Annotated in this window: 21 protein-coding genes; 17 read left to right on the top strand and 4 right to left on the bottom strand. The window is 62.8% G+C overall.

What is annotated here, in order from left to right; all coding sequences use genetic code 11:
• Nucleotides 1-34 precede the first annotated feature (34 nt).
• The 14 genes from NKJ90_RS07680 (at nucleotide 35) to NKJ90_RS07745 (ending at nucleotide 15,198) form a co-directional block, all read left to right on the top strand.
• A complete protein-coding gene (locus NKJ90_RS07680; protein WP_023760468.1) occupies nucleotides 35-1,666 on the top strand; it encodes a zinc-binding metallopeptidase family protein in 1,632 nt (543 codons plus the stop codon).
• On the top strand, nucleotides 1,653-2,585 hold the full coding sequence (locus tag NKJ90_RS07685; RefSeq protein ID WP_023760469.1) for a dimethylarginine dimethylaminohydrolase family protein: 933 nt from the start codon (nucleotides 1,653-1,655) through the stop codon (nucleotides 2,583-2,585). The genes NKJ90_RS07680 and NKJ90_RS07685 overlap by 14 nt, the downstream gene beginning before the upstream one ends.
• A 162-nt stretch (nucleotides 2,586-2,747) precedes the next feature.
• Nucleotides 2,748-3,362 carry a cupin domain-containing protein gene (locus NKJ90_RS07690; RefSeq protein WP_023760470.1) on the top strand — a complete coding sequence of 205 codons (615 nt, stop codon included), beginning with the start codon at nucleotides 2,748-2,750 and terminating at the stop codon, nucleotides 3,360-3,362.
• Between the two features lie 141 nt (nucleotides 3,363-3,503).
• Nucleotides 3,504-4,445, top strand: coding sequence for an ABC transporter substrate-binding protein (locus NKJ90_RS07695; RefSeq protein WP_023760471.1), 942 nt, complete (start codon nucleotides 3,504-3,506; stop codon nucleotides 4,443-4,445).
• A gap of 96 nt (nucleotides 4,446-4,541) precedes the next feature.
• Nucleotides 4,542-5,339: an ATP-binding cassette domain-containing protein gene (locus NKJ90_RS07700; protein WP_352485862.1), complete on the top strand. Its 798-nt coding sequence runs from the start codon at nucleotides 4,542-4,544 to the stop codon at nucleotides 5,337-5,339.
• Nucleotides 5,336-6,355, top strand: a complete 1,020-nt coding sequence (locus NKJ90_RS07705) for an ABC transporter permease (RefSeq protein WP_023760473.1) — start codon at nucleotides 5,336-5,338, stop codon at nucleotides 6,353-6,355. Before NKJ90_RS07700 ends, NKJ90_RS07705 begins: the two co-directional genes overlap by 4 nt.
• Nucleotide 6,356: 1 nt before the next feature.
• On the top strand, nucleotides 6,357-7,445 hold the full coding sequence (locus tag NKJ90_RS07710; RefSeq protein ID WP_023760474.1) for a phosphotriesterase family protein: 1,089 nt from the start codon (nucleotides 6,357-6,359) through the stop codon (nucleotides 7,443-7,445).
• 30 nt (nucleotides 7,446-7,475) lie between these two features.
• Complete coding sequence (locus tag NKJ90_RS07715) at nucleotides 7,476-8,246, top strand: glutamine amidotransferase (RefSeq protein WP_023760475.1); 771 nt, start codon at nucleotides 7,476-7,478, stop codon at nucleotides 8,244-8,246.
• 2 nt (nucleotides 8,247-8,248) lie between these two features.
• A complete protein-coding gene (locus NKJ90_RS07720; RefSeq protein WP_352485863.1) occupies nucleotides 8,249-9,160 on the top strand; it encodes a ribokinase in 912 nt (303 codons plus the stop codon).
• Nucleotides 9,157-9,999: a BtpA/SgcQ family protein gene (locus tag NKJ90_RS07725; RefSeq protein WP_023760477.1), complete on the top strand. Its 843-nt coding sequence runs from the start codon at nucleotides 9,157-9,159 to the stop codon at nucleotides 9,997-9,999. Before NKJ90_RS07720 ends, NKJ90_RS07725 begins: the two co-directional genes overlap by 4 nt.
• Nucleotides 9,996-11,240 carry a Zn-dependent hydrolase gene (locus NKJ90_RS07730; protein ID WP_023760478.1) on the top strand — a complete coding sequence of 415 codons (1,245 nt, stop codon included), beginning with the start codon at nucleotides 9,996-9,998 and terminating at the stop codon, nucleotides 11,238-11,240. The genes NKJ90_RS07725 and NKJ90_RS07730 overlap by 4 nt, the downstream gene beginning before the upstream one ends.
• A gap of 249 nt (nucleotides 11,241-11,489) precedes the next feature.
• Nucleotides 11,490-13,643 carry a transglycosylase domain-containing protein gene (locus NKJ90_RS07735; RefSeq protein WP_023760479.1) on the top strand — a complete coding sequence of 718 codons (2,154 nt, stop codon included), beginning with the start codon at nucleotides 11,490-11,492 and terminating at the stop codon, nucleotides 13,641-13,643.
• A 408-nt stretch (nucleotides 13,644-14,051) separates the two neighbouring features.
• Nucleotides 14,052-14,636: a DUF1214 domain-containing protein gene (locus NKJ90_RS07740; protein WP_023760480.1), complete on the top strand. Its 585-nt coding sequence runs from the start codon at nucleotides 14,052-14,054 to the stop codon at nucleotides 14,634-14,636.
• Complete coding sequence (locus NKJ90_RS07745; RefSeq protein WP_023760481.1) at nucleotides 14,629-15,198, top strand: DUF1254 domain-containing protein; 570 nt, start codon at nucleotides 14,629-14,631, stop codon at nucleotides 15,196-15,198. Before NKJ90_RS07740 ends, NKJ90_RS07745 begins: the two co-directional genes overlap by 8 nt.
• 98 nt (nucleotides 15,199-15,296) lie before the next feature.
• On the opposite strand, the gene NKJ90_RS07750 is transcribed toward NKJ90_RS07745, so the two are convergent.
• Nucleotides 15,297-15,485, bottom strand: coding sequence for a hypothetical protein (locus NKJ90_RS07750; RefSeq protein ID WP_023760482.1), 189 nt, complete (start codon nucleotides 15,483-15,485; stop codon nucleotides 15,297-15,299).
• Between the two features lie 210 nt (nucleotides 15,486-15,695).
• Here NKJ90_RS07750 and NKJ90_RS07755 point away from each other — a divergent pair, with 210 nt between their 5' ends.
• On the top strand, nucleotides 15,696-16,733 hold the full coding sequence (locus tag NKJ90_RS07755; protein WP_023760483.1) for a hypothetical protein: 1,038 nt from the start codon (nucleotides 15,696-15,698) through the stop codon (nucleotides 16,731-16,733).
• Here the strand turns inward: NKJ90_RS07755 and NKJ90_RS07760 are convergent.
• From NKJ90_RS07760 to NKJ90_RS07770, 3 genes are all read right to left on the bottom strand, one after another.
• Complete coding sequence (locus NKJ90_RS07760; RefSeq protein ID WP_023760484.1) at nucleotides 16,711-17,058, bottom strand: DUF1491 family protein; 348 nt, start codon at nucleotides 17,056-17,058, stop codon at nucleotides 16,711-16,713. The two genes, NKJ90_RS07755 and NKJ90_RS07760, sit on opposite strands and share 23 nt — an antisense overlap.
• A gap of 118 nt (nucleotides 17,059-17,176) precedes the next feature.
• Nucleotides 17,177-17,989 carry a peptidoglycan-binding domain-containing protein gene (locus NKJ90_RS07765; protein WP_023760485.1) on the bottom strand — a complete coding sequence of 271 codons (813 nt, stop codon included), beginning with the start codon at nucleotides 17,987-17,989 and terminating at the stop codon, nucleotides 17,177-17,179.
• The gene (locus NKJ90_RS07770) at nucleotides 17,964-19,712 is read right to left on the bottom strand and encodes an ATP-binding protein (protein ID WP_023760486.1); all 1,749 of its coding nucleotides are present in this window, start codon (nucleotides 19,710-19,712) and stop codon (nucleotides 17,964-17,966) included. Before NKJ90_RS07770 ends, NKJ90_RS07765 begins: the two co-directional genes overlap by 26 nt.
• Nucleotides 19,713-20,248: 536 nt before the next feature.
• Here NKJ90_RS07770 and NKJ90_RS07775 point away from each other — a divergent pair.
• Nucleotides 20,249-20,602, top strand: a complete 354-nt coding sequence (locus NKJ90_RS07775; RefSeq protein WP_023760487.1) for a DUF5330 domain-containing protein — start codon at nucleotides 20,249-20,251, stop codon at nucleotides 20,600-20,602.
• A 101-nt stretch (nucleotides 20,603-20,703) separates the two neighbouring features.
• Complete coding sequence (locus NKJ90_RS07780) at nucleotides 20,704-21,132, top strand: SufE family protein (RefSeq protein WP_023760488.1); 429 nt, start codon at nucleotides 20,704-20,706, stop codon at nucleotides 21,130-21,132.
• Nucleotides 21,133-21,165: the final 33 nt, after the last annotated feature.

Raw genomic sequence — 21,165 nt, forward strand, 5'->3', positions numbered from 1 at the left:
TTGGCGAACCGCTTCACTGCTTTCTTCTCCGGCCATGGAGAAAGCGGTCACCACTACGGCGCAAGCAACGGCGATTGCCTGTCTTGACGACATCCGGCCGCTGTTGTCGGCGTGGACGCGCACCATCTTCGACTTCGGCGAGACTGCATGGCGCGAGTATCAATCCTCTGCCTGGTATGTTGAGAGACTGAAGCGCGAAGGCTTTTCCGTCGAGGAAGGTTCCGGCGGCATGCCCACAGCCTTCTGCGCGCATTGGACAAACGGCGCCGGTCCGACCATCGGCATGTATGCCGAATACGACGCCGTGCCGGGCAATTGCCAGGATGCGGCGACCGTCAGGCGCCCTCGCCCGGGCCTAGGCGAACATGCGGGTGGCCACACCGATCCGCATTCCGGGCTGGGCATTTCGAGCCTCGGCGGGCTATTGGCGACCAAGGCGGCGATGCAGCGCCACGGCATACCGGGCACGCTGCGCTTCACCGGCGAGCCGGCCGAGAAGGTGCGCGGATCAAAGCCGATCCATGCCGCGAAGGGGTATTATGACGGCCTTGCCGGCATGATCTCCTTCCATCCGTTCTACATGCTGCCGCTCTGCAACACCGCGCGCTGGGACACACATTGCGGCGCGGCTTACGCGATGATCTATCGCTTTGTCTGCGACCAACCGGAGCGCTGGGCGCGGGCAGCGGGCGGCGCAGCGCCCATTCCGCAGGCGCATTCGGCGGTGCGCGCGCCCGGTGCCAACGATGCGCTCATGATGATGTACATGACGTCCAAGGCGCTGCGCGATTCCATGCTGCCGCACCAGGGCGGCTGGTCGATCAGCGAGGCGATCCTGACCGCCGGCCAGGCGACCGCCGACAACCTTCCGGCAGGGCTGGCCGAGATCCAGTACATGATCCGCGTGCCGACACTGGCGATGGCCGAGCAGATCACCGCCGTGCTCGACCGCAATGCCGAGGCCGCTGCCAGTATGAGCGGCTGCCGCCATGAGCGGCACTGGGTGTCGAAGTCGCGGCCGGGGCTGGCCAATCACACCATGGCCGAGATCGCGTATGAAGCGCTGTCGAGCGTCGGGCCGCCGCGCTGGGACCAGGACGCCAAGGCAGTCGCACGCGACATACAGGTCAATGCCGGGCGCATGGCGAGTGACGAGCCGTTCATCGAAGAACTCGAACGCCTGATCGAGCCGCGGGCGGCGGAGGCGATCCTGCGCCGCGATCTGCCGCCCTCGCAGGTGAATTCGACCTCCGACGATTACACCGATATGAGCTGGCATGCGCCGACTGCGCGCTTCTATGTCGCCCGCCCGGCGCTGCGTTCGGAGACCGGCTATCCCTATCCATCATGGGTCATGAATGCGCTGGGCGGCATTCCTGCCACCATCGACCCGATGGTCGTCTGCGCATCGAAGACCATCGCACTGGCAGCCCTTCGCCTGCTGGAGGACAAAACCGCCCGCGGTGCGGCGATGGACGAGTTCGTCACCCGCACCGGCGGCGGCATAGGCGGTTCGAACTGGATCGCGCCTCTCTGCGACTACGAGCCGCCGATTGGATTTCGCTGGCCGGAATATGTCACCACCCCGCGCGGGCGAGACTGGTGGATCCCGAACAATCAGACACCCCAGGCCACTTCACGAGGAGCACCCCATGACCGTTCATGATCGAATTGTCGCCGAGCCGTTTTCGCTGCAGCGTCGCAACCCGGCCGGCGGCACCAAGCCGCTGACCGCCTGGGGTTTTGCCAACGAGACCGACGTCCTGACCGATGTCCTGCTCGGGTCGCCCAATTTCCTGCGTCATCTGTCGACCAGCTCGCTGTCGCGCAAGCATCTGCGCGAGGCGCCCTGCAACGTCCAGATCGCGCAGGCGCAGCACAAGGACCTCGTCGCGGCCTATGAACATTTCGGCGTCAACATCCACTGGCACGAACCGACACCCGAGCTGCCGATGCAGGTCTATTCCCGTGATTCCAGTGTGATGACGCCTTATGGCGCCGTCATCACCGCGATGGCCAATTGGTGGCGGCGCGGCGAGAACTACGCGGCCATCCGAACCTACGAAAAACTCGGCATCCCGATCTACGACATGGTCACGGCAGGTACGTTCGAGGGCGGCGACTTCAACGTCATCGAGGATGGCGTCGTGCTGATCGGCTGCGGCGGCGCCCGCACGCAAGAGGAAGGCGCTCGCCAGGTGCAGGCCTGGTTCGACAAGGAAGGCTGGGAAACCCGCATCGCCTTCATCGACGAGTACTATGTCCATATCGACCTGATGGTGGTGCCGATCGCCGAGAAATTGACCGCCGTTTGCCTCGCCTGCACTGAACCCGGCATCGTCGACTGGCTGAAGGGCAAGGGACACGAGATCATCGACGTGCCGTTCCAGGATACGATGGCGCTCGGCTGCAACTTCATGTCGCTGGGCAAGGACCGGGTGATCGCGCCGACCTCCAGCCAGACGCTGATCGGCCAGCTCAAGGCACGCGGCTTCGAGGTCGCGGCCGTCGACATGAGCGAGATTTCCAAGACCGGCGGCGGCATCCACTGCATGGCACAGGCGCTGAAGCGCGAACCGGCCTGAGCGGCGGAGCCCATTCGCGAGCATTGAACGGCGGGCGCGGCGCTTGCCATGGACGGGTCGCTGATTGCGATCCAGCGCATTCCTCCATTTTTCATAGGATGGACATCGCACAGGATCAGTTTTACGAGTCGGCCCGACCAGAGGAGATGTTCGCGCCCCCCGATGAACAAGATCGATACCCAGAACAGCAAGCGTGACGAGCGCTCGACCGCCACCAGCCTCTTGCGGCTCGGCACGCGGCTGAAGCTGTCCCGGCAGACGCGAGGGCTGACCTTGAAGGCGCTCGCTGCCGCCGCGAACTGCTCGGAAAGCCTGCTTTCCAAGGTGGAGAACGGCAAGGTCTCGCCCTCGCTTCCCATGCTTCACCGGCTCGTCGAGGTGCTCGGCACGAACATTGGTTGGATGTTCGAGGAATCCGATGGCGACGAAGGCATCGTCTTTCGGGCTGGATCGCGGCCGTTGATAGCGCTCGATCCGCTTCGGCGCGGCGAAGGTATTTCGCTCGAGCGTGTCATTCCGTATTCGCCCGGCCATCTCCTGCAGTGCAACATCCATCATATCGAAGCGGGCGGTGAGAGCGCTGGCCCGATCCAGCATGCCGGCGAGGAAGTCGGCTATCTCCTGGAAGGTGCGATCGAATTGATGGTCGGCGAAAAAACATTTCGCCTGGCCGCCGGCGATTCCTTCGTCTTCAACTCCGAACTGCCGCACTGGTACCGCAATGTCGGAGATGAACGCGCCAGCATTTTCTGGGTGAACACGCCAGCGACATTCTGATCCGGCGCATCCCCTGATTCCTTTCGTTGACGCTAATTCAAGTCACTTGACAAGAAATCAAGCATCTTGAATTATGCCCTTGCGCTCAGTCGCCAGGTGAGCCCGATCAAGGGCCTTTTCGTAAAACCAAGGGGAACCGGAATGCGTCTTACAAAGATCCTTTCAAGCTGCGCCGCAGCCATCGCCATGACCCTCGCCCTCGGCTCTACTTCCGCCATGGCCGAGACCTATGCGCTGGTGACCATCAACCAGCAGGCCCTGTTCTTCAACCAGATCAATGACGGTGCAACAGCTGCTGCCAAGGCCGCCGGCGTCGACCTCGTCATCTTCAACGCCAACAATGTACCAAGCGCGCAGAACGATGCGATCGAAAATTACATCACCCAGAAGGTCGACGGCATCATTCTCGTCGCCATCGACGTCAACGGTGTGAAGCCGGCCATCACCGCGGCCAAGGCTGCCGGAATTCCGGTCATTGCCATCGACGCGCAGATCCCGAATGGCGACAACGTCGCCTTTGTCGGCGTCGACAACACCAAGGCCGGCCAGGATATAGGCAAGTTCTACGCCGAATACGTCAAGACCAAGCTGAACGGAACCGCCAAGATCGGCGTTGTCGGCGCGCTCAATTCGTTCATCCAGAACCAGCGGCTCGACGGCTTCAAGAAGGCCGTCACCGACAGCGGCCAGAAGGTAACCTTCCTCGACACGGTCGACGGCCAGAACGTACAGGACGTAGCCCTGTCCGCCGCCGAGAACCTTATGACCGCCAATCCCGACATGACGACTCTTTATGCAACCGGCGAGCCGGCTCTGCTCGGTGCGGTTTCCGCCGTCACCAGCCAGGGCCGTACCGGCGATGTCAAGGTGTTCGGCTGGGACCTGACCAAGTCGGCGGTGCAAGGTCTCGAAGAGGGCTGGGTGGTCGCCGTCGTCCAGCAGGATCCGGCTGGTGAAGGCAAGGCAGCGGTTGAAGCCTTCGGCAAGCTCAAGAGGGGTGAGAAGATCGATCCGATCATCAATGTTCCGATCACCATCGTGACCAAGGAAAATGTCGGCCAGTTCAAGGGCATGTTCAAGTAGTATCCTCCCCGGACCGCCGGGCCGCGCAATGACCTGAGGGTTGCCTGCGCGGTCCGGCGACCGATTGAACTCGTTGGCTTGAGAACTGGAACCGTGATGAGCGATGGCGAATCCTACCGCGTCAGGATGACCGGTATTTCCAAACGATACGGCCCCATCCAGACGCTGGACGACGTTTCGCTGGACCTGAAGCCTGGCGAGGTGCTTGGCCTGGTCGGCGACAATGGAGCCGGCAAATCCACCTTGAGCAAGGTTCTGTCCGGTGCGGTCATTCCGGATTCCGGCACCATCGAGATCGACGGCAAGGCTGTCTCCTTCTCCTCACCAGCCGATGCCCGCGCCGCACGGGTGGAGATGGTCTATCAGGACCTTTCACTCTGCGACACGATTGATGTGGCGGGCAATCTCTTCCTCGGCCGCGAGCCGCGCCGCCGCGTTCTCGGCGTCCCCTTTCTCGACAACAAGCGCATGCATGATCAGACGCGTGAGATGCTCGACCGGCTCGGCATCGTCATCGCCGATACCAGGCTCAAGGTCGAAAACCTGTCCGGTGGGCAGCGCCAGTCGATTGCCATCGGCCGCGCCGCCTCCTTCGATCCATCGGTGCTGATCATGGACGAACCGACGGCAGCCCTTGCGGTGGCGGAAGTCGAAGCGGTTCTGGAGCTCATCCGCGCCGTCAGTGCCCGCGGCGTCAGTGTCATCCTCATCACCCACCGGCTGCAGGATCTGTTCCTGGTCTGCGATCGCATCCAGGTCATGTATGAGGGTTGCAATGTCGCCGAGCGCAAGATCGGCGACACCAGCATCGAAGAGGTCGTCAACCTCATCGTCGGCCGCAAATTCACGGCGCGTTCGGCCCGCGCCAGCCGTGATGAGGCAGCGCAGCCATGAATGTCACGTCATCACCTGGGGATATCAGCGCCTCGCCGCCCAAACGCGTCCACAACACCACCTGGAAGGACATGGCGATAGCCAATGGCAGCGTCGTCTCGATAGCGCTGTTCTTCCTCGTCGTCTGCGTGGTCTTCTCGCTGGCCACCGGCTCCTTCCTGACGGCGCCCAATCTGCTCAACATCGTGCGCCAGTCGGCGCCGCTGCTGATCGTTGCGGCAGCCATGACCTTCGTCATCACCACCGGCGGCATCGACCTTTCGGTCGGGTCCGTGCTGGCGCTGACGGCGACGTTGTCGGCTGTCTTGCTGCAGTTCGGCCTGCCGTGGCCGCTCGTCGTCGTCGCCATGCTGGCACTCGGCGCGGCGATCGGGGTTTTGCAGGGCTTCTTCATCGCCTATGAGCGGATACCGGCCTTTATCGTCACACTTGCCGGACTCTCGATCATCCGCGGCGTGGCGTTGCTGATCACCGGCGGCTATTCCATCCCGGTTGAGCCGACCAGTTTCTTCGTCAACATCGGCAGGGCCTGGTTTCTCGGCGTGCCGGTACCGGCACTGCTCGCCCTTGTCGTCCTGATCGTCGCCTATCTCGCATTCAACCAGACGCCATTCGGGCGCTATGTCACCGGCATCGGGGCCAATGCCGAAGCCGTGCGCCGCGCCGGTGTCGATACGCGCTTCATGACCCTGTTCGTCTATGTCCTGTCAGGCATGGCGGCGGCGGTGGCCGGCATTGTTCTTGCCGCCCGGCTCGGTTCCGGCTCGTCGAATTCCGGCCAGGGTTTCGAGCTCGATGTCATCGCCGCCGTGGTGCTTGGCGGCACCAGCCTGTTCGGCGGGCGCGGCACGATCATCGGCACCGTGCTCGGCGCGTTGACCGTAGCCGTTATCGGCAACGGCCTGATCCTGGCGCACATGTCGCCCTTCCTGACGCCGATCGTCACCGGCACAATCATCCTCGTTGCCATCTGGCTGAATTTCCGGCTGTTCAAGGGCGCAACGCGGAGCCGCTGACATGGATCATCTGTTCGACGACAAACCAAGGGAACGGGCGCCCATCGGTATCCGCTCCGGCACCGTGATGACCGTTACCGGCCCCGTCGCGATCGCCGACATGGGCGTGACGCTGATGCACGAGCATATCCTGATCGATGGCGCGAAATCGTGGAAATGCCCCTGCCATCCCGACGAGAAGAAGATCGCCGAGCAGCCGGTCAGCATGGACATCATCGGCGAGTTGCGGATGAACCCTTACATGAACCGCGACAACGTCTCGCTCGACGATAGCGATCTGGCGCTTTCGGAGCTGGCGAAATACCGGGCGCTCGGCGGCCACACGTTGGTCGATGCGACCAACATCGGCATTGGCCGCGATCCGGTGAAGCTGGCACGCATCGCCCGCGCGTCGGGGTTGCGGATCGTCATGGGGACAGGTTTTTACCTGCAGCACACCCACCCCGAGTGGCTGAAAGCGATGGACGTCGACGACGTCACCGAATTCCTCGTCAACGACGTCGGCGGCGGGTCGACGCAACCCGAAATCATGGCCGGCATCATCGGCGAGGTCGGCGTCAGCAAGGATTTCACCGACGAGGAACGCAAGTCGCTGCGCGCTTCGGCCCGCGCGGCCAAGATCACCGGCGTACCACTGACCATTCATCTGCCCGGCTGGGAGCGGCTGGCGCACGACGTGCTCGACGTGGTCGAGGCGGAAGGCGCCGATCTCCGGCATACGGTGCTTTGCCACATGAACCCGAGCCACAACGATCTTGCCTACCAGCAAAGCCTCGCCGCGCGCGGCGCCTTCCTGGAATACGACATGATCGGCATGGATTTCTATTATGCCGACCAGGATGCGCAGTCGCCGTCCGACGAGCAGAATGCACGGGCGATCCGCTCGCTGATCGACATGGGGCTGCTCGACCGGATTCTGCTGTCGCAGGACGTTTTTCTCAAGATCATGCTGACCCGCTTCGGCGGTTTCGGCTACGGCTTCATCCTCAAGCATTTCGTGCCGAGACTGAAGCGCCATGGTCTCGAACAATCGGCAATCGATACGATGCTCATCGACAATCCAAAGACTGTGTTCGCCGAGGGCCTCTGAGCCGCGGCTCCAAACAAGGCAGGAGTCTACATGTCCAGGAAGAAGGTTCTTCTCGCAGGCGAGTCCTGGGTCTCGACCGCGACCCACATCAAAGGCTTCGACCAGTTTCCGACCGTGACCTATCACACCGGTGCCGACGAACTGCTGGCCGCGCTGAAGGACGGTCCGTTCGACGTCACCTTCATGCCGGCGCATGAGGCACAGCGGAACTTTCCGCAGACCTTGGAAACGCTTTCGGCCTACGACGCGGTCGTGCTTTCCGATCTTGGTGCCAACACGCTGTTGCTCCACCCGGACACCTGGGTCCACTCCAAACCAACTCCGAACCGGCTGCGCCTGTTGCGCGACTATGTCGGCAATGGCGGCGGCCTGTTGATGTTCGGCGGCTATTACAGCTTCCAGGGCATCAATGGGGGCGCGCGCTATCACAAGACGCCTGTCGAGGACGTTCTGCCGGTCACCTGCCTGCCGGTGGACGACCGCGTCGAGGTTCCGGAAGGCTATGCGCCGGTCGTTGTCGGCCCGCAGAGCCATCCGATCCTTAAGGGTCTCGGCAAGGATTGGCCGATCCTGCTCGGCTTCAACGAAGTCGCGGTCAAGGACGGTGCGGAAGTTCTCGCCACCGTTTCCTCCGACTACCGTTCGCTGCCACTTCTGGTGACCGGCAAATATGGCCAGGGCCGCACCGTCGCCTGGACCTCGGATGTCGGCCCGCACTGGCTGCCGCCCGGCTTCATCGCCTGGAATGGCTACAGGACACTGTTCGAACAGATGCTGGGCTGGGCGACGACCAGGGACTAGCCATGCGCGTCCATGTCTTAGGCAATGTTTGCGTCGATACGACGTTTCGCCTGGACCGTTTTCCGGCGCCAGGCGAGACGCTGAACGCGTCGGAACATGCCGACGGACTTGGCGGCAAGGGTGCGAACCAGGCGGTGGCCGCGGCACGCACCGGAGCCGATGTCCGCTTCCGTGCGGCGATCGGCAACGATGCCGCCGGAGCCTGGATCACAGAGCAGTTGAGCCGCGATCTCGATGCCAGCCATCTGACGACGCTGCAGCTGCCCAGCGACCGGTCGACCGTCATGGTCGATGCGCGGGGCGAGAACCTCATCGTCACCGGCGCCAGTTGCGCCGCGGCCTTCGATCCCCTGGCTGACGGCGATTTTATCCGATCGGTCGAACGCGGCGGCATCGTCGTGGTGCAGGGTAACCTGGATCCGGACATAACGACCGCTTGCCTAAAGGTGGCGCGGGGTGCGGAGGCAATGACGATCTTCAATCCAAGCCCGCTTGCGGCCGGCAATACACCGGGTTTGAGCGACGTCAGGGTCGCCATTGCCAATGCCGGCGAAGCGGCGCAACTGACCGGAATGAGCAATCCCGACGCGGCAGCCCGCGAACTAATCCGCCTAGGCGCAGGAACCGCTATCGTGACGCTTGGCGCGCTCGGCTGCCTGGTCGCCGATGGCGAAGGACGGATCGACCGGTTCGTGGCGCCAAGGGTGGCTGTGGTAGACACCAGCGGCGCAGGCGATGTCTTCTGCGGTTGCCTCGCCGGCTGTCTTGCAGCCGGCATGGACCTCGCCGTGGCAGCGCGGATCGCGGTCCGCGCCGCAGCGATCTCGGTCGGACGCGCCGGCACGCTCGGCTCCTGCCCCGACAGGCGGGAGATGAAACTGCTCATGGAAACGACGGAAGCGGAAACCGCATGACAAAATCCTCCAAACCGGTCGGCCAGGTCACGAATGATGCGCTGCAGTCGATCTTCGGCAGAACCAAGGTAGTGATCGGCGTTGTTCATCTGGCACCTCTGCCAGGTGCGCCGCGTTACAATGGCGAAGCGGTCGAGGCCATCTATCAACGTGGCCTCGACGACGCCAAAGCCTATTTGCATGGCGGTTGCGATGGCGTGATCGTCGAGAACCACGGCGACGTTCCGTTTGCCAAGCCTGATGATATCGGGCCGGAAACTTCCGCCTATATGTCCGTCGTCTCAGACCGGATCCGCAGGGAACTCGGCCGGCCGATCGGTATCAACGTGCTTGCCAATGCTTCCATTCCCGCGCTGTCGATCGCCAGTGCCTCCGGCGCTTCCTTCGTCCGCGTCAATCAGTGGGCCAACGCCTATGTCGCCAATGAAGGCTTTATCGAAGGTGAGGCCGCGCGCGCCATGCGCTTCCGCGCCAGGCTTAGGGCCAACGGCATCCGCATCTTCGCCGATGCCCATGTCAAGCATGGCGCCCACGCCATCGTCGGCGACCGGCCGGTCGAGGAACAGGTCAAGGATCTGGTGTTCTTCGATGCCGACGCGGTGATCGCCACTGGCCAGCGCACCGGCCACGCCGCTGATCTCGGCTACATCAGGATGATCAAGGACGCCGCCGGACGGCCGACGCTTGTCGGCAGCGGGGTGACGACCGACAACGCCAACGACATCCTCGACATCGTCGACGGCGTCATTGTCGCCAGTTCGCTTAAGCACGATGGCGTATGGTGGAACCAGGTCGACCCTCAACGGGTGAACGGCTTTATCCGAGGCCTCAAGCGGTGACTTTGGTGCCGGAGATCGACGGCGAGCGGCTGCTGGGCCGCCTCGATGCCTTCGCCCGGATCGGCGCGACGCGAGCCGGCGGCGTAAACCGTCAGGCGTTCAGCATTGAGGATCGCAGCGCCAGGCGCCTGCTGGCGGAATTGGCGCTCGAGCGTGGTTTCGCGGTTTTTCAGGACGCCATGGCGAACCTCTTCATCCGCCGCGAGGGTACGGATGCCACGCTGCCGCCGCTGCTGATCGGCAGCCACCTCGACAGCCAGCCGACCGGCGGGCGCTTCGATGGAGCGCTCGGCACGCTTTCCGCCTTCGAGACGCTCGAAGCAGTGGAGGACGCGAAGGCCGAAACTCGAATGCCGATCGAGGTCGTCGCCTGGGCCAATGAAGAAGGTAGCCGGTTCGCGCCCGGCGTCATGGGCTCCATGGCCTTCACCGGGGCCGATATTTCAGCATGGCAATCCATAGTCGGCAGCGACGGTGCGTCCCTCGCGGAGGAACTCGCGGCAACCATCTCCGCCTTGCCAGAGGCAACCCTTCGCCCCCTCGGCATGCCGGTCTCCGGCTTTATCGAGCTCCATATCGAACAGGGACCATCGCTGGAAAAGGAAGGGCTGCCGATCGGTATCGTCACCGCCGTGCAAGGCACGCGGTGGCTGGAAGTCTCCATTGAGGGCGCTGCCGGTCACGCCGGTACAACCGACCTTGCCTACCGCAGGGATCCGATGGTCGCGGCCGTTGCCGCGATGCACAGGCTGCAGACGACGGTCATGCCGTTCGACAGCAGCGCAAGGCTGACAGTAGGACGGGTCACCGCCAAGCCGGGATCGATCAATGCCATACCGCAGTCGGTGGTCTTCGCCGTCGACATCAGACACCCGCAGGTAGAGCGGCTCGATGCCATCGAAGCCGAACTGCGCCAGGTCTGCGCGGCGGAGGCAGAGGCTCAGCATTGCACGGCAATGATCAGGCGGTCGTTCGACATGCCCGGGGCGGCATTCTCTCCCGATATGGTCAAAACCGTCGAGGAGGCCGTCAATTCCCTGCGGCTGCCGCACAAGCAGATGATATCGGGGGCATTCCATGATGCGCTGTTCCTCGCCCGGGTGGCGCCTGCCGCGATGATTTTTGTGCCGTGCCGTGACGGGCTGAGCCACAACGAGGCAGAATATGTGGAGCCCGCCTACGCGATTACCGGCGCGCGGGTTCTGCTCCAGGCGGCTATCGCGGCAGCCTCGCGGCGATGATCGTTCAAGGCACTGCTCTGGCAGGCTGATTGCGCTAACCTCGGGGCCGGCGAGCTCGAGGCGCCCGGTTTCGAGGCGGCGGCGGTCGCCATTCATGCCTGCCCCTGCCCTTGCACCAACAAACCTTGCAGCTGTGTCCTCACCGCCCTTGTGGGTGTCGGAAAATGGATGAATAGTCGGGACGCCACATCGCCCTGAAATTGCCGGTTTGCAGTCCTCAGGTCGTGCAATCGCGAGCCGGATTTCCGAATGGCCAGTCCTGAACCACGCAAGAGAAGAGGTCCGATCGCCACCCGGCTGCTGGCGCTCGACGCGTGGATCGATTCCTCGCTCTACGAGATCGGTTTCAAGGCGCGCCAATTCTGGGAATCCGCGACGATCTTTTCGCGGCGCTTCCGCTTCAGCGGCTGGCGCCGCGGCATCATCGAACTGTTGAGCGAAGGTTTCACGCTCGGCGCCGGCGGCATTGTGGTGATGCTGGCGCTGGCCATTCCAGCTTTCCAGGACACAGCCGGCGACTGGCGCGCCCAGGGCGACTTCGCGGTCACCTTCCTTGACCGCTACGGCAACGAGATCGGCCAGCGCGGCATCATCCAGCGCGATTCAGTACCGGTCGACGAGATGCCCGATCATGTGATCAAGGCGGTTCTCGCCACGGAGGACCGCCGCTTCTTCGATCACTACGGCATCGATGTGCTGGGCCTTTCGCGCGCGATCTTCGAGAATGTGCGGGCAAATTCCGTCGTCCAGGGCGGCTCAAGCATCACCCAGCAGCTCGCCAAGAACCTGTTCCTCACCAATGAGCGCACATTGGAGCGCAAGATCAAGGAAGCTTTCCTGTCGCTGTGGCTCGAGGCCAATCTGTCGAAGAAGGAAATCCTGCAACTCTATCTCGACCGCGCTTATATGGGTGGCGGCACGTTCGGCATCGAGGCGGCCGCGGACTTCTATTTCGGCAAAGGCGTCAAGGACCTGAACCTCGCCGAGGCGGCGATGCTGGCCGGTCTGTTCAAGGCACCGACCAAATATGCGCCGCACATCAACCTGCCGGCGGCGCGTGCGCGCGCCAATGTGGTGCTGTCCAACCTTGTCGATTCCGGTTTCATGACCGAGGGCCAGGTTTTGCAGGCAAGACTGCACCCGGCCGACGTCGTCGATCGTGGCGAACAGAAGAGCCCTGACTATTACCTCGATTGGGCGTTCGACGAGGTCAAGAAGATCGCAAAACCGGGACAGCATTCGCTCGTTGCCCACACCACCTTCGACGCTAACATCCAGAAGGCGGCGGAAGAATCTGTGGAATTCCACCTGCGCCAGTTCGGCAAGGAATATAACGTCACCGAGGGCGCGGTGGTCGTCATCGAAACCAACGGCGCCGTGAGAGCCATCGTCGGCGGCCGCGACTATGGCGCCAGCCAGTTCAACCGCGCCACCAAGGCGCTTCGCCAGACCGGCTCATCGTTCAAGCCCTATGTCTATGCAACAGCGATGGAACACGGTTTCACGCCCAATTCCATCATTTCCGGCGGCCCGATCAGTTGGGGCAGCTGGTCGCCGCACAATTACAGCGGCGGCTCGGCGGGCAATGTCACGCTGATCGTGGCAATGGCGAAGTCGATCAACACCGTGCCGGTGCGCCTGGCCAAGGACTATCTCGGCATCGGCCCGATCAAGGCCATGGCCGAGGCGATGGGTGTGGAATCGCCGCTCGAATCGCACAAGACGATGGTGCTCGGCACTTCCGGCATGACGGTGATGGACCAGGCGACGGGCTACAGCGTGTTCGCCGACAACGGCTTCGTAGGCTCGCGGCACGGCATCACCCAGTTGGTGACCCGCACCGGCGACGTGGTCTATGATTTCGCCAAGGATGCGCCGCCGCCACATCGGGTTCTGTCCGAGCAAGCGCTGAAATCGATGAACACCATGCTGGCGGCGGTACCGGTGATGGGCACGGCACGGCGGGCCCAACTCCCGAACATCGTCGTCGCCGGCAAGACCGGCACGACGCAATCCTACCGCGATGCCTGGTTTGTCGGCTTCACCGGCAACTACACGGCAGCGGTGTGGATGGGCAACGACGACTTCACGCCGACGAAAAACATGACGGGCGGCTCGCTGCCGGCGATGGTGTGGCAGCGACTGATGGTCTACGCGCACCAGAACATCGACCTCAAGCCGATTCCCGGCATCGACAAACCCTTTGTCGATGAGGAGGTCGCTGCCAAGGCGGAGGAAGCGCAGAAGAAGAGCGACGCGCAGGCGGCGGCCGACGCCGCGGCCGAACGGCCGGCGGTGCTGTCCAGCCGGACCACGCAGACGTTGCGAGATATGTCCAGGCTGTTCCAGTCGGCGCCTGTCCTCAATGCGCCCCAACCGCCGGAGACGCTGTCGGCACTGTGATTGGCGCGCCTCTTCCCTCTGCCCCGGTGGGAGAAGCGAAAGCAGCGCCTAACCACAACGCTTGTCGGCAATCCCACGTAGGGCTCCGAACTCAGGTTAGAGACCTGACGACAGCCAGTTCGGCGGTGTCGGCAGCTTTTGTGCCGGCAGCTTTTCACGATAGGAATTTTTTCTTGACTTCGTGACCTCAGCTACGGTATATATTTATCTATGGTGCTGATTTGCGCCAGTGACCCGCCGCGCAGGCGGGTTTTTCGTTTGATGCTCCGTCGGCCAATGCGCCGGCGAAGGCTGCGAAGGAACCCGTCACCCCTGGTTCGTTGCCCTGTAATCCCACGCCCGCCGCTTGCCACAAGCCCCCACGCCGCGATATCTCCGAGCGGCAACTCTTCTTATCCCCGGCCCCTCATGCTCAAGAATGCCTTCCTGACGCTGCTTTCGCTTGCCATAGCCATCGTCGGCGGCGGCGGCAGCGTCTGGTATGCGCTCAAGGTCCAGGATGGTGTCGGCGCCATCCGGATCGGCCAATGGAGGGCCTTTCCCGACATCGGCACGCCGTCCGCCGATCCTTATTCCAAGGCCCGCGTGGCGCGCGAGGGCGTGCTTGCGCTCGGCCGCGCCGAAGGCTTGTCCTTCGTGGCCGAGCGCGACGCGGGCGGCGCCGAGCTCAAGCGCGAATGCACCTACACGATCGAGGGTGGTTTTCCGACGGCACGGTTCTGGACGCTCTATGCCGCCGACCAGTCGCTCGGCGTGGTCGAAACCAGCAGACCCCGACTTGCGGCGCTGCAATCCTACGGGGTTGTGCGGCAGCCCGACAATTCGGTCATCATTTCCGCCGGCCATCGCCCGATGCCGGGCAACTGGCTGCTGACCGACGGTTTCGGCAGGATGTATTTCGTGCTGACCTTCTACGACACGCCGATCGCCAGCAGCACCGGCCTCTCGGACGTTTCGCTGCCGCGGATCGTAAAGGTCGGCTGCGATGCGTAGTTTGTATGCGGCGATGCGTAGGGTTTTTCATGCGGTCCTGCTCGGCCTGCTCGGCGCCGGCATCGTGCACATCGTCGTGCTGTTTCTGGTGCCTGAATTTTCCGAACGCGATGCCTGGTCGCGTCTGTCCATGGCGTCGGATCTCTACAAGATGACGCGGCTCGATGCCGAAGCTGGTGGCGCACCCGTGGTGAAATCCGTCGATCCGCTGTTTTACGCAACGGCATGCCGGTTCGACCTGGGCGAAGGCATGGTCCGGATCAAGGCGCCTGGACATGTTCCGTTCTGGTCGGTGTCGGTCTATGACCGCAGCGGCCACAACATCTATTCCTTCAACGACCACACCGCGACCGGCGGCGTGCTGGATGCCGTCGTGCTGACGCCGGCGCAGATGATCGATGTGCGCAAAGAGCTTCCCGAGGAGCTTCAGGGAGCGATCTTTGTCGAAGCGCCGATCGAGGAAGGCATCTTCGTCATCCGTGCCTTCGTGCCCGATGACAGCTGGAAGCCGAGCGTGTCACGCTTCTTCGAGCAGAGTTCCTGCGAGTTGCAGGACTTCTAGAGCAATTCCAGGAAAAGTGTGAAACGGTTTTCCGTCCGGAATTGCGTCAAAACAAAGGGTTAGAGCGGCTCGCCGTTTCCGTGAAACGGCGAACTGCTCTAGTGGTGCGGAACCGGCTTGCTCCCTGGCGATCCCGGCTTGTCGGGGTCGACCGGCCGCACCTCGCCGGCATGAGACCGCTCGTAGCGGATGCCGGGAAAGATGATCACCGCCGCCGGCATTTCGGCGGCTTGCTTTGCTCGATTGTTTGGTGCCGTACGCGGCACGAAAGACAGTACCATGCCCATGGTTCGCGCATTCCTCTCGGTTTCCCCGGAGCACAACGCAACGCCTCCAAATATCATTAAGGCCGGCAGAGGGTTAACGGAGCGCTAACGGATCGTCGCTAACTTGATCTTTGTCTAGAGGTCAGGACGTTCTGGCCGGGGCACTCGCGAAACCGGCACCGTCCCGGTCGAGCGTGGCCGAGATTGTGTCTGTCATCGGGCGTATCCTTCGTGTCATCTTCGGACTTCAGGCAAATCGCGGTACGAAAAGATTCGGGAAAGGCCGAAAGGCTGTTCCGCGCCGCGGTGTCGGCATTCTGCTCGCTCACCCGCCCTTCACGCCGTGAGATCGGCCAGCTCGAAGACCTGACGCTGCCGCTGTTCAACGATGTATCCGTCGAATCTCGCCGTTACGTGGCGGCTGCCCTCTCCGAATGCGAATATGCCCCGCCCGCTTTGGTGCGCCGCCTCTGCGAGGAGCCGGTCGACATTGCCGCTCCCTTGCTCATCCGTTCACGCGCCGTTAGCAACATCGATCTCATCGCGCTGATCGGGCGGCACGGACTGCCGCATGCACGTGCCATCGCGCGCCGCAAGGACCTGAACCCGACCATTGCCGATCTGATCCGGGCGCTCGAGAGGCCAACTCTGGTGCGAAGGCGGGAGCCGGAAGCGGACGCCATCGCGGCAGACAAGATCGCGCCTGCCAGCACCGAGCCTGCCCCCGAACAGCCCGGAAGAGGACAGGTGGCCGGCATTGCCTCCGAAAGCGCGCGGCGCAGGCTGCGTTCCATGATGCGCACCGGCGACGAGGCGACGGCAATGAGCGCCGATTCTCTCACAGGCGCCGATACCTATGTGAAATTGCGCGAGACGGCGCTGACGGGAAACGCCGCGTTCTTCCAGACCGCACTCGCCGATGCGCTCGACACCGATTTCTCGATCGCGCGCGCGCTCACCGCCAGCCAGAACTACGCGTCGCTGCTTGCCGCACTGCGCTCGCTCGACCTCAGCGAGGATAGGGCATTCCTGATCACGGTCGCGGTCTATCCCAGCCAGTTCCCGCACCCGCAGGCTATCCGCACCTTTCTCGACCGCTACCGGCTCCTGCACCGCGAGGCGGCCGCCGACAAGGTGCGGCTCTGGAAATCGGAAACTCTTTCAAAGGTGGGTCGCGGCGCAGCACCCGCAAACAGCGACACCCACACGGCATCGAACACTGAGGATGCGGCGGCTTCCTCCGGCTTCAGGGCGTCTTCACGGAAATGAGCTCCTCGACCGGCACTGTGCCGGCCTCGATCTCGACCACCCAGATGTCGGGATCGAATTTTTTCTCCCTTTCCAGCCTGGCATCGAGCAAGGCGGCATCGTCGCCGGCCCCGAGCAGAGTGAAAAACCGCTCGTCGGGCTTGGCCGAATCGTAGCTCGTCTGCGGCGCCGGGCCGAACAGGGCAACCTCGCCCAGCCTGCCCCGCGTCACGACGAACACAGCGCCGGCCTCGGTCGCACCGCGCTTGACCACGGCCGCAAATCCGCCAGCACTGAAAACCCGGCGCAACAGGGCCGAGACCCATAGATCCGATGTGACGCGCATGAGAGAACTCCGCTAATGCATGTCGCCTAAATGTGCCGCGGTTTTGGGACAACGACATGCATGGTAACAAGGGGCTCTATCGATATTTCAGCCGCTCGGCGAGCCGTCGTTTCAGCCGTCAGTTGGTGAGGCCGATCTCGCGCATCTTGACGTAGACGATCTCATCGGGCTCGCCTGTCTGCGGCAGCCCGAACAACGACTGGAATTCCTTGATCGCAGATTTGGTGCGCGCGCCGACGACGCCGTCCAACTGCATATCGTCGTTGCCGAACGCCTTGAGCCCGGCCTGGATCTTGACGATGCGGGCATCGGGCGCCTGCGCGGCATTCGTTTGGCCGGCATTCGTCTGCTCGGCATTCGTCTGCCCGGAATTCGTCTGTAAAGACACCGGAACGGCGACCGGCGTATCCGGGCGCGGCTGCGGTCTGGGTACGACGGAGGCGGTTTTCGGCGTCGCGCCCAATTGATCCAGCAGCAGTGCGTCGATCTCGCCGGACGTGTTGAGCCCGACCTTCTGCTGATAAGCCTGGATGGCCTTACGCGTGTTGGGCCCGGAAATGCCGTCGACCGTTCCGGAATAGAAATCGAGATCCTTGAGAATGCCTTGCACCTGCTCGACCACCGGATCGCCCTTGATCGGTGCCGGCGCGCCGGATGGCCGCACGATGTTGAATGTCGTCTCCGGTTCGTCCGACGTTGCGCGCGGAAAGCCCGCGATGCTGCGGGTCGCAAAGAACGCGCCGGCATGCGGGAAAGGCTGATACCACAAGGCATTCGCGGAAACGTAGAACAGCGTCACCAGGAATGCCGTCGAGCCACCCACCAGGACGGGATTGCGCGAAATCATGCCGCCGACGGCGACGGCACCATCCTGAAAGGCATTGCTGCGGCGCTTGACCGCCTTCTTAGGCTGTCTTGCGGAGCGAGCCATTTCTGTCCCCTTTCGCCATAGCCACAGGCATGGTCAGCACGCCGGCCTTCTCCGCCTGACGTCCCTTCGGTCCGTTCACCGGCAGGCTGATGGTCACCGTGGTGCCCTCGCCCGGCATGCTTTCGATGGACATCGTGCCATCGTGCAAGGCCACCAGGCCCTTGACCAGCGAAAGGCCAAGACCTGTCCCTTCGAAACGGCGGGTATAGTCGTTCTGGATCTGCATGAAAGGCTTGCCGAGATTGGCAAAATCCTCCTCGGCGATACCGATGCCGGTGTCCCTGACCCAAAAATGCAGACGCGAACCGATCCGCTTGGCGCCGACGACAACATCGCCTCCATCGGGGGTGAACTTGATCGCATTGGAGACCAGGTTGATGAGCATCTGCTGCACGGCACGCCGATCGGCATTGATGTCGCCAGCGTCCGGCGCGATCTGCGCCTGCAGATCGATGTTCTTGGCCCGCGCCTGCACCTGCATCATGGACTGGCACATGTCGACCGCTTCCGCGAACCGGAACGGCTCCGGTTCGGTCGCATAGACGCCCGATTCTATCTTGGACACGTCGAGTATCGAGGTCACGACGGCAAGCAGATGCTGGCCCGAATCCCTCACCAAACCGACATATTCCTTCTGCCGCGGATCCTTGAATGCGCCGAACATCTCATGCAACAGCATGTCCGAGAAGCCGATGATGGCATTCAAGGGCGTGCGCAATTCATGGCTCACCACCGCCAGGAAGCGCCCCTTCGCCACCTCGGCGGACGCGGCCGCCTCATTGGCCGCCGCGAGTTCCTCGCGCAGCCGGGCTATCTCGTCATTCTCGCGCAGGACAAGCGTGAAGACGTCGCCCTGTTCCTCACCCCGCACCAGATCGAGCGAAAACGGCCGGTAATTGTCGGCCGCCAAGCGGTTGTCATTTTGGCCGTTGCCGTTTTGAGGCAGTCTGATGCGCAATTCGAGCCGGCGCGACAGCGCGCCATCGCGCATGTCGGCCAGGGCGCTGAGATAGGAGACGCGATCCGACAGGTGAATGCGATCGAAGAAGCCGTGTCCCGACAGCAGTTCGGCCGGCAGTTTCAAAAGCGTGCGCGCCTTTGGCGAAGCCTCGATAACCTCGCCATGACGGGCGACCCGCAAGACCACCGCATCGATAATGTCTTCTAGCCTATCGGCAGTCTTCACGAGATCGGATGCATCGGTCGTGTCGCGAAGCACCGACGCACGCGGGATCAGCGTGAGCGCCCAGGCCAACGGCACCAGCCAGTGCCATGCAGCAATCTGCGCTCCCGCGAACGGTAACACGGTTGCAGCCAGAGGCTGAACCAGGATGGCGGCAGCGGTCGACACGGCTCCCCAAAGTGCCGCACGCCGCGAGGCGCCGATCCACCAGGCTTCGAATGGCAGCGCCACGACAAGCATGGCGACAGGCGAACTCAGCCCGCCCGCGGCGGCAATCAGACTGCCGAGAGAAACGCCCGCCGCTGCCAGGGCAACCTGACTTGCTATCGCCATCTTGCCGGTTGCCGCCACCAGCAAGGCGATGAACCAGCACAGGCCAAAGGCCGCGAAGATGGCGGCCATGGTGACGGCGACGCCCATGCCTGAAGTGACCAGCGTGACCGCGGCGCCAGCAGCAAAGAAAGGAGCGGCGAGCATGACGCCGATGAAGCGGCGCTGGCGCTCGCGGTCGCTCTGCCCAAGAATGGACGGATGGACCATACGTTCGCAACCGGCGGCAATCGCGCCAGGCAATTCGACGTATCTGGCCTTGATTGAACTCAACTCAACGCACCCGTAATCGTCGTGGACAACTCTGCTTTGCAGATCGTTCTGGTTGGCTCCGAAACTCGCATCCAGCGTTTAAGGAATGGATAAGGCAGAGCCGACCAGGCCCCCGGCCTGCGGCAAATATCGGGATGCCGGCAGCCGAAAGCCCGCGCAAATGCAGCCATAGTAAACGGAGGGTTATTCGGCGACGGTCCCCGTCGGATGAGTGCACGCGGCGTCCGGACTCTCGGGTTTTGGCAAAAAAGCAAAAAAAGCAGACAGATAGATGGTTATCCCGCGTTAAGAAAAATCATTCGGATTTGAGACAAATCGATTTCACAATGGCGCGTTTCGAATTTGCCTAAAATTTGAGGAAAATTCTCACTTTGCCTGCAAGCCGTCCTTTGCGCCTGTGTGCCAACATCCTGCCCACAAAAGAGGTCATGCCATATGGATGCATGATCCGGTCACGACGAGAGGGCAAGGGCATGGTCTTCCTGATAAGAATGGCTTTCTGGTTTTCGCTGGTGCTGCTGGCGCTGCCGCTGACTGTTGGACCCGATGAATCGGGCCGTGAAAGCGTCGGGCCGATCCAGGCCCTGTTTGCCGCACGCGAAGCTGTTGGCGACATCGCCGGCATTTGCGAACGCAAGCCCGATGTCTGCGAGACCGGCAAGTCGGCGATGCACACCATCACCGCCCGCGCCAAGGAGACCGCCAAGATCGCGGCAGCGATGCTGGACGACAAGTCCGCCGCCGGCCCTGACACATCGACTTTGACCGGCAGCGTGCAGGAGGACGTCGTCTTGCCCGAGACAGTCAACCTGCCGACACGGAATTGAGCCGTTTCGACGGCGCACCGCGGGCCGTCCGACCTCTCGATGCCCGCGGTGTCCTTGTTTTTTCCGTGACGCGGCGCCGCCGCGTAACTATATCCGGCATTATGACCACCACGATCCAGATTATCCGCGACGATTTTTCCTTCCTTGAGGAATGGGAAGACCGCTATCGCTACGTCATCGAACTTGGCGAGGCCCTACCGCCGTTTCCGGACGAGCAGCGCAACCCCGCCAACAAGGTGCCGGGCTGCGTCAGCCAGGTCTGGCTGACCACCGAACAGGGGCCTGGAGCCGATCCGGTCGTCACCTTCACCGGCGATTCGGACGCTCATATCGTGCGTGGCCTGGTCGCCATCATGCTGGCGCTGTTTTCCGGCAGGACCGCCAGCGAGATCCAGAAGACCGATGCGGAAGCGACATTGAAAGAACTCGGCCTCGACGAGCATCTGTCGCCGCAGCGCGCCAATGGCCTTCGTTCGATGGTCAAGCGCATCAAGCGCGACGCCGAGGCGGCGCTCAAGCAGACCGCCTGAACGCGTTTCACACTCTCCCTGGAATTGCTCTCC

This window comes from Mesorhizobium sp. M0051 (assembly GCF_040323235.1).
In the GTDB taxonomy this organism is placed as follows: Bacteria; Pseudomonadota; Alphaproteobacteria; order Rhizobiales; family Rhizobiaceae; genus Mesorhizobium.